This window comes from Terrabacter sp. 2YAF2 (genome assembly GCF_052114705.1).
Taxonomy (GTDB): Bacteria; Actinomycetota; Actinomycetes; order Actinomycetales; family Dermatophilaceae; genus Terrabacter.
Genome location: NZ_JBFRFG010000003.1, coordinates 228,470 through 241,907 on the forward strand (window position 1 = coordinate 228,470; position 13,438 = coordinate 241,907).

Genomic DNA, 13,438 nt, shown 5'->3' on the forward strand with positions numbered 1-13,438 from the left:
GCCGTGATCGTCGCCACCGGGATCGAGCTGCGTGCGGGAGCGCGCCTGCTCGTCGAGGACGCCAGCTTCAGGATCGACTCCGGCGACCGCATCGGTCTCGTCGGGCGCAACGGTGCGGGCAAGACCACCCTGACGAAGGTCCTCGCCGGCGAGGGGCAGCCCGCCGCGGGCACCGTGACTCGCACCGGCGCCGTCGGCTACCTCCCGCAGGACCCCCGCACCGGGGACCTCGAGATCCTCGCCCGCGACCGCATCCTCTCGGCCCGCGGACTCGACACCATCGTCCGCGAGCGCTCCGAGGCCGAGGCCCGGATGGGCAGCGACGACGAGAAGGTGCGCGACAAGGCGATGCGCAAGTACACCCGCCTCGAGGTCGAGTTCGAGGCCCAGGGCGGCTATGCCGCCGAGTCGGAGGCCGCGTCCATCGCGAGCGCCCTCGGCCTCGACGAGCGCATCCTCGGCCAGCCGCTCAAGACGCTGTCCGGCGGACAGCGCCGCCGCGTCGAGCTGTCGCGGATCCTCTTCTCCGGCAACGAGACCCTGCTCCTCGACGAGCCGACGAACCACCTCGACGCCGACTCGATCGTCTGGCTGCGAGAGTACCTCCGCGCCTACAAGGGCGGGCTCATCATCATCAGCCACGACGCCGAGATGCTCGACGCGGTCGTCAACAAGGTCTACCACCTCGACGCCAACCGCTCGGCGCTCGACGTCTACAACGTCAACTGGAAGACCTACCTCCAGTCGCGCGAGACCGACGAGAAGCGTCGTCGCCGCGAGCTGCAGAACGCCCAGAAGAAGGCCGGCGCCCTGCTCGCGCAGGCCGACAAGATGCGCGCCAAGGCGACCAAGGCGACCGCGGCCCAGAACATGGCCAAGCGCGCGGAGCGCCTCCTCGCCGGCGTGGAAGGCGAGCGCGTCCAGGACAAGGTCGCCAAGCTGCGCTTCCCGAAACCCGCCGCCTGCGGCAAGACGCCCCTGCGAGCCTCCGGGCTGTCACGGTCGTACGGCTCGCTCGAGGTCTTCACCGACGTCGACCTGGCCATCGACCGGGGGAGCAAGGTCGTCGTGCTCGGGCTCAACGGCGCCGGCAAGACGACCCTGCTGCGGATGCTCGCCGGCGTCGACACCCCCGACACGGGCGAGGTCGAGCCCGGGCACGGGCTGCGCCTCGGCTACTACGCCCAGGAGCACGAGAACCTCGACGTCACCCGGTCCGTGCTCGAGAACATGAAGTCGGCCGCCCCCGAGCTGGGCGAGACCGAGGTCCGCAAGGTGCTCGGCTCGTTCCTCTTCTCCGGTGACGACGTGCAGAAGCCGGCGGGCGTGCTGTCCGGCGGGGAGAAGACGCGCCTGTCGCTCGCGCTGCTCGTCGTGTCGGCCGCCAACGTGCTCCTCCTCGACGAGCCCACCAACAACCTCGACCCCGCGTCGCGCGAGGAGATCCTCGGCGCGCTCAAGACGTACGAGGGAGCCGTCGTCCTCGTGACCCACGACGAGGGAGCGGTCGACGCCCTCGAGCCCGAGCGCATCCTGCTCCTGCCCGACGGCGTCGAGGACCTGTGGGGTCCCGACTACAAGGACCTCATCTCGCTCGCCTGACCGATTCGTCCAGCCGCCAGCGCTACCTTGTCGCCATGACATCCGAGCGGCGAGGACGGCGTCGGCGCGAGACGCGGTCGAGCGCGGGGGAGAACCGCCTGTGGCCCGCCCTCGCCGTCGTCGTGGCGGCGCTCGCGTATGCCGTGCTGCCCGAGGGACTGCTCGTCGGCCCTCGCCTCGCGATCCCGGTGGTCGAGCTCGTGCTGCTCGGCGCCCTGCTCGTGACCAACCCGAGACGGATGGTGCGCCAGACACGGTGGTCGCGTGGTCTGTCCATTGCCCTCGCGTGCGTGGTCATCGCGGCGAACCTCGTGGCGCTGGGCATGCTCGTGCGCGCCCTCGCCTCGGCGAAGCCGGGCGGTATGCCGCTCCTGCTGGCCGGCATGCAGGTCTGGCTGACCAACGTCATCGGATTCGGTCTGCTCTTCTGGGAGCTCGACCGAGGGGGGCCCGTGTCACGCCACACCCTCGCCCGGGACCGGCTGCCGGCGGCGGACTGGCGCTTCTCCCAGGACGAGAACCAGGACACGGTCATCGAGGTCGCCGCGACGTCGAGCCAGCGGACCAACTGGCGCCCGGAGTTCATCGACTACCTCTACGTGTCGCTCACGAACTCGAGCGCCTTCAGCCCCACCGACACGATGCCCCTGACGGCTCGCGCCAAGGCGCTCATGGGCCTTGAGGCGACGGCAGCCCTGCTCACGTCGCTGCTCGTCGTGGCGCGCGCGATCGGGGCCCTGGGGCAGTGACGGCCGGGAGCCAAGCATAAGCAAACGCTTTGGTTCAGATAATGGACGGTTATTGTATCTCTCGCGGTGCCTCGCGACACTGGACGACATGCCGACCGACCACCACCTCACCTGCCCGTTCTGCTCGGGCGATGACGTGACACCGTTCCCCGACCCGACGGCTGCGTGGTCGTGCCTGGACTGTGCGCGCGTCTTCCGGGTCGAGCTCGTGCAGCCGGCCTCCGTCAGCGGGTGGGGCATCCTCCGGGTCGTCCTGCCGACGCCGGCGGTGGGGTCGGCCGCAGCCTGATCCCTCCGGACGCTGGCGTGACCCACGGGTAACCTGCGTCCATGACGCATCCCCACCTCATCGTCGAGACCGACGGGCCCGTCCGCACCCTCACGCTCGACCATCCGGAGAAGCGCAACGCGCAGACCCCCTCACTGTGGGCCGCGCTCGCCGACGAGGCGCGCTCGGTCCCCGAGGATGTACGCGTCGTCGTCCTCCGCGGGGCTGGTGACGCCTTCTCCGCCGGGATCGACACGGCCATGTTCACCCCTGAGGGCGTGCCGGGCGAGGAGAGCGTGGCCCAGCTGGCCGCGGGAGGTGCAGAGGCCGTCCAGCGGGGCATCGCGACCTACCAGGAGGGTTTCACCGCGTGGGGCGAGTGCCCGGCGGTCGTCGTGGCCCAGGTGCACGGCTACGCCATCGGCGCCGGCTTCCAGCTCGCGCTGGCCGCCGACCTGCGGATCGCGGCGCTCGACGCGTGGTTCGCGATGCGGGAGACGAGCCTCGGGCTCGTGCCCGACCTCGGCGGCACCGGGCCGCTCGTCCACCTGGTCGGCTACGCCCGCGCCCTCGAGATCTGCGCGACAGGACGCAAGGTGTCGGCGCCCGAGGCCCACAGCATCGGGCTCGTCGGCTCGCTCGCGCCGGCAGCCGACCTCGAGGAGGCCACGGCCTCACTCGTCGAGGCGTTGCTGGCCGCGCCGGAGCCAGCCCTGCGCGCTCTCAAGCCGCTGCTGCGCGGAGCGGTGGCCGGCGACCGAGACGGACAGCTCGCCCGTGAGCGGGAGGCTCAGACCGGCCTGCTCCGGACCATGCTCGGGGGCTCCGGCGACTGACCACGTTCAGGGGCCGCAGCCCGCGCGGGGCTTGTTCCGGCGGGGGGTTCGAGCGGTCGATCCGGGGGGGAGGGAATCGCTGTCGGTGCTCCGCGGTTGGATGAAGGGACTGAAGGAGGTCGGTGCCGTGGGCATGCAACCGTGGATGGCGATGCGATCGATGTCGCGTGACTCGTCGGTGGCGGAGCGGAGCCTGTCACCGGGCACCCGTCGCCGCGTCTTGACGTATGCCGCGCCCTACCGTTCGGCGATCATCACCTTCCTCGTCGTCGTGGTCCTCGACTCGGTGCTCGTCGTCACGGTGCCGCTCCTGCTCAAGAGCCTCGTCGACGACGGCGTGATCCCCAAGGACTCCTCCGTCGTCATCAAGCTCTCCTTGGTCGTCGCGGTGATCGCGATCACCGACGCCGTCCTGACGGTGGTCTCGCGGTGGTACTCCTCGCGCATCGGTGAGGGCCTCATCAACGACCTCCGCACCCAGGTCTTCGGCCACGTGCTGCGCCAGCCCATCGCGTTCTTCACACGCGCCCAGACCGGCTCGCTCGTGTCACGGCTCAACAACGACGTCGTCGGCGCCCAGCAGGCCTTCACCTCGGTGCTGTCCAACGTCGTCTCCAACGTCGTGTCGGTCGTCCTCGTCGTGGGGGCGATGCTGGCGCTGTCGTGGCAGCTGACCCTCGGATCGCTCCTGCTCGTGCCGCTGTTCCTCATCCCGGCCAAGCTCATGGGCCGGCGCCTCGCCAGCCTCGCGCACCGGCAGATGACGCTCAACGCCGACATGGGCACCCGGATGACCGAGCGCTTCAACGTCGCCGGTGCCCTGCTCGTCAGGCTCTTCGGCACGCCGGCACGTGAGGAGGCCGAGTACGCCGAGCGAGCCGGACGCGTCCGCGACATCGGCATCCAGATCGCGCTCAACCGCACGATGTTCATGGCCGCCCTCTCGCTCGTCGCAGCGCTCGCGACGGCGATGGTCTACGGCTTCGGCGGCGTCATGGCCGTCAACGGCACGCTGTCCGTCGGCACGCTGCTCGCGCTCGCCGCCCTGCTGGCCCGTCTCTACGGCCCGCTGACGTCGCTGTCCAACGTGCGCGTCGACATCATGACGGCGCTCATCTCCTTCGAGCGCGTCTTCGAGGTGCTCGACCTCGAGCCGCTCGTCAAGGAGAGCCCCGACGCCGTCGCCCTGCCCGACGGTCCGCTCGGTGTCGAGCTCGAGCACGTGGCGTTCCGCTACCCGTCGGCCGACGAGGTCTCGCTCGCCTCGCTCGAGTCGGTCGCATCGGGCGATCGTCGCGGCAGTGGTGAGGTGCTCCACGACATCACCGTCGCGGCGCCTGCCGGTCACCTCATCGCCCTCGTCGGGCCCTCGGGCGCCGGCAAGACGACGCTGACCTCCCTCGTGTCCCGGCTCTACGACCCGAGCGAGGGCGCCGTGCGCATCGGTGGGGTCGACCTGCGCGACGTGACGATGACCTCGCTGCGCGACCGTGTCGGTGTGGTCACCCAGGAGGCGCACCTCTTCCACGACACGATCCGCGCCAACCTGCTCTACGCCCGACGCGAAGCCACGGACGACGAGATCCACGCGGCACTGCGGGCAGCCCAGATCAGCGCGCTCGTCGACGAGCTGCCCGAGGGTCTCGACACGGTCGTCGGCGACCGCGGCCACCGGCTCAGCGGCGGCGAGAAGCAGCGGCTCGCCATCGCGCGCCTGCTCCTCAAGGCCCCCGACGTCGTCGTGCTCGACGAGGCCACCGCCCACCTCGACTCCGAGTCCGAGGTCGCCGTCCAGCGGGCGCTGGACGCCGCTCTCGAGGGCCGCACCTCGATCGTCATCGCCCACCGCCTCTCGACCATCCGTCAGGCCGACCTCATCGTCGTGCTCGACCATGGCCGCGTCGTGGAGACGGGACGCCACTCCGAGCTGCTCGCCCGGGGCGGCCTCTACGCCGACCTGCACGCCACGCAGTTCGACGACCAGCCCCTCGAGCGCGCCGAGCGGCAGGACGCGCGCAACGGCAGCGACGGCGCAGGCCCGACCGACCCGACGGCCGAGGCTCCCGAGCTGCTCGGACGCGTCTGAGCCGAGCTCGCGCGACCGGAGGGCTGCCGCCAGCGGCCCGACTGGGAGGGGCGTCCGTCAGCGGGCGAGCTGCTGGAGCGCCCAGGTGTTGCCATCCGGGTCGCTCAGGTGCGCGTACTTGACGCCACCCATGTCCTGGACGGGGGACACGTCGATGCCGGCTTGCGACAGCATCTCCCGCGCCTGCTCGATGTCGTCGACCACGAGGTGGAGGTTCTGCACCCGGGGGGCATCGGGCGCGCTCATCCCGACCCCGATGACGATCGAGCAGCTCGATCCCGGAGGCGTCAGCTGCACGACCCGCATGCCGTTGCCCGGCTCGACGTCATGGTCGACGACGAAACCCATGCCCTCGGCATAGAACGTCTTGCTCCGGTCGACGTCAGAGGTGGGAAGCGGGACGAGTTCCAGGCGCATGTCCATGGCAGAGGGCTCCTTCGTGGTGGCGACGCGGCATACAGTGTCGGGCTGCCACCGGCCGTGACAGCGAGCTCGAACCTTCTCACCCCCGGGGTCTGCGAGGGGGGAGGACGCGACTCAGGCGTCCTCCTCGTCCCAGATCCGGACCTTCTTCACCGTGACCGGGGCACCCTCGGGCCCGCCCGCCTCGGCCCGGCGTGCAGCCGCCTCCCGCCGGATCGCGAAGAAGATGAAGACGAGGCCTCCGGGCATGAACAGCCACCACTGGTAGGCGTACGCCTGGTGCGGCCCCAGGTCCTCCTCGGGCTTGGGAAGCAGGGTCAGCGGATGGTCCCCCCGGACGGCCGCCGGCTCCTCGGCGCCGAGCACGACGTAGGCGTCCACCTTGCTCAGCGAGGGCACCTGAGCCCGCGCGTCGTCGACGCTGATGCTCGTGAGCTGCGGGGGCGGCACGTCACGGTGGAGGTTCACCTCGCCGGTGCGCAGCCAGCCGGTGACCTGCACTGCCCCCGACGGCGCGGGGTCGACCGGGGGGCTCGTCTCGGCGTCAGCGGCGTTGGGCACCCAGCCGCGGTCGACCAGCAGGGTCAGCCCGTCGGTCTGCAGCGGCGTCAGCACCTCGAAGCCGACCGTCTGGTCGAACGTGCGGTTGCGCACGAGCAGGTCGGTGCCGACGGCATACGTCCCCGTCAGCGAGACGCGTGTCCACTGCCGCTCGGCGGGGAGGGGGCTCTCGACGAGAGCGGGCACGAACGGGACGGGCGCGGCACCGTAGTTGTGGGCGATGGCCTCGACCTTGGTGCGCTGCTCGACGTGTCGGCCCCACTGCCACCGGCCGAGGTAGAAGCAGGCGACCCCGAAGAGGACCGCGACGAGGGTCCAGAGCAGCCAGCGCCGCGTCAGCCAGAGTCGAAGCACAGTTCGACGGTACCCGGCCTGAGGGCGGACCCGAGCATCGGCCCGTCTCTGACCTGCGGTGATGTCACGGGGGCGCCTCCTCAGTCCGCAGAGAGTCCACCGGAGCGCCTAATGGCGCTATGTGACTCGACGAATGGGAACGATGGCTGCGGCGCCGAGGAATGCGCAAAGGCCGGCGACGAGATAGAGGGCCGAGTAGCTGTTCCCGCGGATGCTCAGAATCGCCGGCGCGAGAGCGGGCGCTAGAGCGAACGGCAGGGCCCCAGCGATGTTCAGCACGCCGAGGTCCTTGGCGGCCGAGCCGGCGTCGGGCAGAACGTCGACGACGAGGGCGAGGTCGACGGCCATGTACATCCCGAAGCCCAGGCCGCCGATGGCCATGCCGAGCAGGTACCCACCGGTCCCATTGGCTGTGGCGATGATGACCAGTGCGGCGGCGTAGATCACTGCGGCGGCCATGACGAAGATCTTCCGCCGTTGGAGCCGGTCGGACAGGCGGCCGGTGAGCGGTGAGGCGATGATCAGGGCCACGGACTGGGCCAGGGTTCCGAGGTAGATCTGGTGCGCGGCCTCGCTCTGCGCGACGCCGACCTGGTCGATCAGGTAGTAGGCCTGGTAGGTCACCAGGAAGGCGTAGGCCATGACCAGCATGAACCGGCTGGTGAAGGCCCAGGCGAAGTCGGGGTTGGCGCGTGGGCTGACGTAGAACGTCCTGAGGAGCTGGCGCAGCGACCATGGTGGCTTGTCGGCGACGTCGAGCCGGCGGTCAGCAAGGGTGGAGGTGAAGATGGTGACGAATACGCCGCCGACCAGCAGGGGCGCGAGAAACGTCATCAGCGGGAGTCCCTCGAAGGCCTGCACCAGGTAGGTGGCAGCAACCGACGCGACCGGAAGGCAGACGCCGAGGATGCCGGAGACCAGGCCGCGCTGCGTGGCGGGGACCTGGTCGGGCAGGACTGCTGCCTGGGCGGCGAGCAGGGCGTTGAGGAAGACCTGGGCGATGCACCAGCCGACGAGCACGACCCCGATGTCGGGGGCGAGCGCGACTGTCAGGGTTCCCACCGCCCCGCCCGTCAGGCCGACCAGCATCCACGGCCGCCGCATCCCCAGCGGTGAGGTAGTGCGGTCACTCAAGCGGCCGAACAGCGGGTTGCTCACGATGGCCAGCAGCGAGCCGACGCCCGTGACGAGCGCGAGGTTCTTCGGTGCGTCGTCGATCCCGACCAGGTCGTTGACCTTCAGTGCCAGCGACACCAGCAGCGGACCGAGGAAGAGCAGCGACCCGCCCGCGTAGGACAGGGCGTACAGCGTGACGAACCGTCGCCCGACGCGGGGTGGGTCGAGCCGCGCGAGGGTGGCGCCTCGACGTGGCGAGCCAGGATCAGGTGGTTCCATACCGCCTGCCTCGTCCTCGGGGAGATGAGATGACCAGCATCCTGCAGGTGACGTGTGCTGCCAATAGGCAGTCCGCGGTGGACCGGTCAGCGGTCTGATGAGGTCAGGCGGCTCGTCGGGACAGGAGCCGCATCCGCACGCGGTGCAGCGGGGGCATGATCCCGTAGATGACGATCGGCACCGCGATGGTGGCGAGTACGAACGTCCGCAGGACCGGCCCTGCCTCGGTGAGCAATGGACCGATCGACAGGTTGAGCACGGTGATGGTCGGGAAGACCGCGATCCAGATCATGAGTGCCAGCTGGTGCTTGGTCGGCGGAGCAGTCGGCTTCGGTGGGACTTGTCCTGCCGCAGTCGTCGGGTTGGGACGAGGAATGGGCTGGGCGTCGGGCATGGTGATCTCCTGGTGCGTGAGATGGGTTGGGTTGAGCGGCAGTCGCCGCCGCGAGTTCCCAGTTGGCAATGGGCGGGATGAGGCTCAGATGGGGCGTTGGAGCCTGAAGTTGGTGACGGCGATCGGGAGGTCTTCGTCGACGAGGTCGTTGTTGATGGCGATGGCGGCGGCCGAGCCCTCGCCTGCTGCGGTGATGACCTGGGCGCGCGGGTTGACCGCGTTCCTGGCTGCCCAGACCCCTTGGATGCTGGTGCGCCCGGTGGCGTCGACGGCCACCCAGCCGTTGTCGTGGGTTGCGCAGCCGAGGTCGGTGAGCAGCGTGTCGTGGGGGACGAAGCGTGGCCGGACGAACACAGCGGTCCGGGGAACCACCTGACCGGTTGCCAGCTCGACCCCTGCAAGACGGTCGTCCTCGACCACGAGCCGGGTGACGGGGGCGTCCATGACGTCAATGGCACGGGCGGCGAGCTGTTCTCTCTGCTTGGCGGTCAGGGGCTGCCCGTTGGCGAAGTAGACGACGTCGTGGGACCACTGACGGATGAGGTGGGCGTGCGCGAGCGCTTCCGGCGAACCGCCGAGGACGCCCAGGGGCTGTTCTCGGACCTCGTGGCCGTGGCAGTACGGGCAGTGGAGCAGGTCTCGACCCCACCGTTCGCGCACACCTGGCAGGTCCGGCACGTCGTCGCGCAACCCAGTGGTGACCAGCACGCGACGGCTCCTCATCGCGGACCCGTCGTCGAGCCGGATCTCGAAGCTCATCCGCCCGGCACCGGGGTGGGCAGGGTGCGGTGTGATGGCGTTGACGTGGCCGGCCAGCAAATGGCCGCCGTAACCGGCGACCTCAGTGCGGCCTGCGGCCAGCAGCTCCCGGGGAGCCAGGCCATCGGAGCCCAGGAAGCCCTGCATATGAGCGGCGGGTGCGTTGCGGGGTTGCCCGGCGTCGACCACGGCTACCCGTCGCAGGGCGCGGGTCAGGACCATGGCGGCGGACAGGCCCGCGGCGCCCCCGCCGATCACCACGACGTCGTATTCGTTCATGCCACGAGAGTCGCGGTGCAGGGCAGCCGAGGGCAACGGTTGTTGCTGATTCCGGGAATGGCGCGGTGCAATGGGCGGCGTGACGACGACACGTAGCCCCCGCTCGGCCGACCCCGCTGGCCGTGACGGCGGCTCTGCGGTGGCTCAGGCCCTCGAGGGGGTGCCTGCGCGGCTGAGGCGCGTGCGCGGACAGCGTGGGTTCACGTTGACTCAGGTGGCCGAGCTGACCGGCCTGTCCAAGAGCACCTTGTCGCGGCTCGAGACGGGTCAGCGGCGTCCGAGCCTTGAGCTGCTGCTTCCCCTTGCCCAAGTCTACCGGGTGCCGATCGACGACCTCGTGGGTGCCCCCGACGTGGCGGACCCGAGGATCAGGCTCAAACCTCGACGTCTGAACGGGCGCACCGTGTTGCCGTTGACTCGACCCGGGGGTGTGCAGGCGTGGAAGATCATCGTGCCGGTCTCCCAGACGACACCCAACCCACGGACGCACGACGGTTTCGAGTGGCTCTACGTGCTCTCCGGCCGGATGCGGCTCGTTCTCGGCGACCAGGACCTCGTGCTGGGCGTGGGGGAGGCAGCCGAGTTCGACACCCGGGTGCCGCACTGGTTCGGCGGCACCGGCGACGGCCCGGCCGAGGTGCTCAGCATCTTCGGGCGCCCCGGCGAACGCATGCAGGTGCGTGCCGCCGGCCGCGACGCACCTGAGCCGCACCAAGATCCGCACCTTTAAGGGGAGGCGCCGCGAAGGGCACCGACGAGCAGGGGACGCCGGGGTTCCCGGTGGGCAGACGCCATCGGCGTCGCTCAAGTACGCTCCAACTGCACGGGCTGCACCGAGAGGAGCCGCCGATGGGTGACCTCCTGGTGGAGACCAAGCTGCTCGTTCCGCGGCCTCACCGGAAGCTGGTACCGCGCCGCCGCCTCACCGGCATCGCCGAGCGTGCCTTCACCTCTGCCTTGACGGTGGTGTCTGCTCCAGCGGGTTTCGGGAAGACGACCCTCGTGGCGCAGCTGGCGGCGGTATCCGACGAGGTTCGCGGCGGGCGCTCGGTGGCCTGGGTGTCGCTCGACGAACGTGACGCCGACCCGCGCCGCTTCTGGTCCTACGTGCTGAATGCAGTGGAGCGCACGAGCCCTGGCGCCGCCGCATCGGCACTGGACCTTCTTGAGTCGGCGACCGGGTCGCTCGAGGGTGTCATCGTCGCCCTGGTCAACGAGCTGAGCGTCCACCCGGGGGAAGTCACAATTGTGTTGGACGACTACCACCTCGTCGATGACGCCGCCATCAGCGACGACGTGGCCTTCTTGCTCGACCGCCGACCACCACAGCTGCATCTCGTCATCGGCACCCGTGCGGACCCCGCCCTCCCGTTGGCCCGCCTCCGCGCCCGGGGCGAGCTGGTCGAGGTGCGCGCCAACGACCTGCGCTTCACCGCTGACGAGGCGGCCGCGTACCTCAACGACGTCCATGGTCTCGACCTGAGTGCCAGCGACGTCTCCTCACTCGAGTCCCGGACCGAGGGATGGATCGCCGCCCTGCAGCTGGCGGCAGCCTCGCTTCGCGGCCGCGAGGACAAGACGGCCTTCATCTCCGGGTTCGCGGGCGACGACCGGTTCGTCGTCGACTACCTCGCCGACGAGGTGCTGGACCGACAACCTGCCCCACTCCGCCGCTTCCTGCTCGAGACGTCGGTGCTCGAGCGCCTGAGCGGACCGCTTTGTGATGCGGTGACCGACAGAAAGGACGGCGGGTCGACGTTGGTCGCGCTGGAGCGGAAGAACCTACTCATCGTGCCGCTGGATGACCGTCGCCAGTGGTACCGGTACCACCATCTCTTCGCTGATGTCCTTCGTTCCAGGCTGCTCACCGAGACGTCCATCGACGTGAGCGTGTTGCACGAGCGCGCCAGCGCGTGGTTCGAGCAGGTCGGCGAGATGGATGCGGCGGTTCGGCACTCGGTGGCGGCAGGGGATCTGGTCCGGGCCGCCGACCTCGTCGAGCTCGCCGCGCCGGCCCTGCGCCGGCAACGAAGCGAGGGCGTGATCAGGGGGTGGATGGACGTCATCCCCGACGAGGTCGTGCGAAGGCGGCCGGTGCTGGCCAGCATCTTCATCGCGGCGTTGATGGCCGACAACGCGTTCGGTGGGGTGGGGAAGCGACTGGACGACCTGGAGGCGGTGCTGGCAGGGCCGGCTGAGGCCGTGGTGGTGCGCGACCGGGCACAGGCGGAACGGCTCCCGGCCCTGAACGCGACGCATCGGGCGGGACTGGCGCTGGTCGCCGGTGACCTCGACCTCACCATCTCCCACGCCGAGAGCGCCTTGGCCCTGGCAGGTACCGACGACCGCCTCACCCTGGCGGCTCCTCGTGCGCTGAAGGGACTGGCGTCGTGGGCGGTTGGGGACCTACGGTCCGCGTACGACGGGTACACGGCGGCAGCGCAGGACCTCGCGGCAGCCGGGCACGTCGCCGACGTCCTGGGGTGCACGGTGACTCTCGTGGACCTGGCCCTGACGCTCGGCCGGCTCGGCGAGGCCCGGCGCCTGGCGGGCGAGGCGCTGGACCTCGCCCGGTCGGCGACCACAGGTGAAGTGGTGCGCGGGACGGCCGACATGTGGGTTGCGCTGGGCCGCGTCGCCTGGCAGTACGGTGACGCTGCCACCTCGGCACGCCATCTCGAGCAGGTGGCCGACCTGGGGGAAGGCGCCGGCCTGCCCCAAGAGCCGTACCGCTGGCGCGTCGCCATGGCGGACGTGCGCGCAGCGGCAGGCGACTGGCGCGGTGCGGACGCCCTGCTCGAGGAGGCGGATCGCCTCTACAACGGGGACTTCTCCCCGAACGTGCGGCCGGTGGCCGCGACCCGGGCGCGGTTGTGGGTCCGTGCCGGTGACCTTGCCGCAGCGCGAGAGTGGGCCAGGGAACGAGGGCTGTCCCCCCGGGAGGACGTCACGTACGTTCGCGAGTACGAGCTGCTCACGCTGGCGCGGATTCTGCTCGCCCAATGGGCGGTGTTGCCGGACCCCGTGACGCTCACCGACACGATGCATCTCCTGGAACGACTCCGAGAGGCTGCTGAGGCCGGTGGCCGGGTCGGTACCACCGTCGAGGTGGCCGTCGTGACGGCGCTGGCCCGCGACGCCGCCGGGGACCGGCCCGGGGCCCTTCGGTCGCTACGGATGGCCCTGGCCGTCGCTGAGCGCGAAGCATGGGTTCGGGTGATCGCCGATGACGCCGAGGGGCTACGTCCCCTCCTCGACGAGGTGGAGCGCCTCGACGGGCGCTCGCAGTTCCTGACTGATGTGCGTGCAGCCGCCGGCGCGCCACTGTCCCCGACCGGCGCACCTCCGCGCGACGGAGGGAGCCGTTCGCTGCCGAGTCGGGACCAGGGACGGGCGGGCACGCGGGATCCGCATGCCGCGTACGTGGAGCCGCTCAGCGAGCGTGAGCTCGAGGTGATGCGGCTGCTCGGGTCGGACCTCGACGGGCCGGACATCGCGCGCCGGCTCAGCGTCTCGCTGAGCACGGTGCGCACGCACACCCAGCACATCTACGCCAAGCTCGGGGTCAACAACCGACGCGCCGCGGTGCGCCGCGCCCACCAGCTCGGTCTTTGAGGCGTCGCCCTCGCACGGAGCCGCCGGACACCGGTCCCTGACGGCATCCACGAATCATCACCGCGGTCATCACCTGTGATGACGCGCCCTCATCACCCCGGCTCCTACGTTTCCGGA

Annotated in this window: 12 protein-coding genes; 7 read left to right on the plus strand and 5 right to left on the minus strand. The window is 70.4% G+C overall.

The genetic code is table 11. From position 1 onward, the window contains the following. The first annotated feature begins 3 nt into the window (after positions 1 to 3). The 5 genes from AB4030_RS05185 (at position 4) to AB4030_RS05205 (ending at position 5,541) form a co-directional block, all read left to right on the plus strand. Complete coding sequence (locus tag AB4030_RS05185; protein ID WP_442278127.1) at positions 4 to 1,602, plus strand: ABC-F family ATP-binding cassette domain-containing protein; 1,599 nt, start codon at positions 4 to 6, stop codon at positions 1,600 to 1,602. Positions 1,603 to 1,637: 35 nt separating this feature from the next. Beyond that, on the plus strand, positions 1,638 to 2,351 hold the full coding sequence (locus AB4030_RS05190) for a hypothetical protein (protein ID WP_442278128.1): 714 nt from the start codon (positions 1,638 to 1,640) through the stop codon (positions 2,349 to 2,351). A gap of 88 nt (positions 2,352 to 2,439) precedes the next feature. Then, positions 2,440 to 2,640: a hypothetical protein gene (locus AB4030_RS05195; protein WP_442278129.1), complete on the plus strand. Its 201-nt coding sequence runs from the start codon at positions 2,440 to 2,442 to the stop codon at positions 2,638 to 2,640. Positions 2,641 to 2,681: 41 nt separating this feature from the next. Next, a complete protein-coding gene (locus tag AB4030_RS05200) occupies positions 2,682 to 3,455 on the plus strand; it encodes an enoyl-CoA hydratase/isomerase family protein (protein WP_442278130.1) in 774 nt (257 codons plus the stop codon). A 160-nt stretch (positions 3,456 to 3,615) separates the two neighbouring features. Continuing rightward, positions 3,616 to 5,541, plus strand: a complete 1,926-nt coding sequence (locus tag AB4030_RS05205; RefSeq protein WP_442278131.1) for an ABC transporter ATP-binding protein — start codon at positions 3,616 to 3,618, stop codon at positions 5,539 to 5,541. A 57-nt stretch (positions 5,542 to 5,598) separates the two neighbouring features. Here AB4030_RS05205 and AB4030_RS05210 read toward each other — a convergent pair whose 3' ends face one another. The 5 genes from AB4030_RS05210 to AB4030_RS05230 all read right to left on the minus strand — a co-directional run bounded on the left by AB4030_RS05210 (position 5,599) and on the right by AB4030_RS05230 (position 9,706). Next, complete coding sequence (locus AB4030_RS05210) at positions 5,599 to 5,964, minus strand: VOC family protein (protein ID WP_442278132.1); 366 nt, start codon at positions 5,962 to 5,964, stop codon at positions 5,599 to 5,601. Between the two features lie 114 nt (positions 5,965 to 6,078). After that, positions 6,079 to 6,879: an SURF1 family cytochrome oxidase biogenesis protein gene (locus tag AB4030_RS05215; RefSeq protein ID WP_442278133.1), complete on the minus strand. Its 801-nt coding sequence runs from the start codon at positions 6,877 to 6,879 to the stop codon at positions 6,079 to 6,081. Between the two features lie 117 nt (positions 6,880 to 6,996). Further along, positions 6,997 to 8,274, minus strand: coding sequence for an MFS transporter (locus tag AB4030_RS05220; RefSeq protein ID WP_442278134.1), 1,278 nt, complete (start codon positions 8,272 to 8,274; stop codon positions 6,997 to 6,999). A 103-nt stretch (positions 8,275 to 8,377) separates the two neighbouring features. Then, positions 8,378 to 8,668, minus strand: coding sequence for a hypothetical protein (locus AB4030_RS05225; RefSeq protein WP_442278135.1), 291 nt, complete (start codon positions 8,666 to 8,668; stop codon positions 8,378 to 8,380). Positions 8,669 to 8,752: 84 nt separating this feature from the next. Continuing rightward, a complete protein-coding gene (locus AB4030_RS05230; RefSeq protein WP_442278136.1) occupies positions 8,753 to 9,706 on the minus strand; it encodes an NAD(P)/FAD-dependent oxidoreductase in 954 nt (317 codons plus the stop codon). A 70-nt stretch (positions 9,707 to 9,776) separates the two neighbouring features. On the opposite strand from AB4030_RS05230, the gene AB4030_RS05235 reads away from it, so the two are divergent. Together AB4030_RS05235 and AB4030_RS05240 are read left to right on the plus strand one after the other, a co-directional pair. Beyond that, positions 9,777 to 10,436 carry a helix-turn-helix domain-containing protein gene (locus AB4030_RS05235; RefSeq protein ID WP_442278137.1) on the plus strand — a complete coding sequence of 220 codons (660 nt, stop codon included), beginning with the start codon at positions 9,777 to 9,779 and terminating at the stop codon, positions 10,434 to 10,436. Between the two features lie 119 nt (positions 10,437 to 10,555). Beyond that, a complete protein-coding gene (locus AB4030_RS05240) occupies positions 10,556 to 13,321 on the plus strand; it encodes a LuxR C-terminal-related transcriptional regulator (RefSeq protein ID WP_442278138.1) in 2,766 nt (921 codons plus the stop codon). Positions 13,322 to 13,438 lie beyond the last annotated feature (117 nt).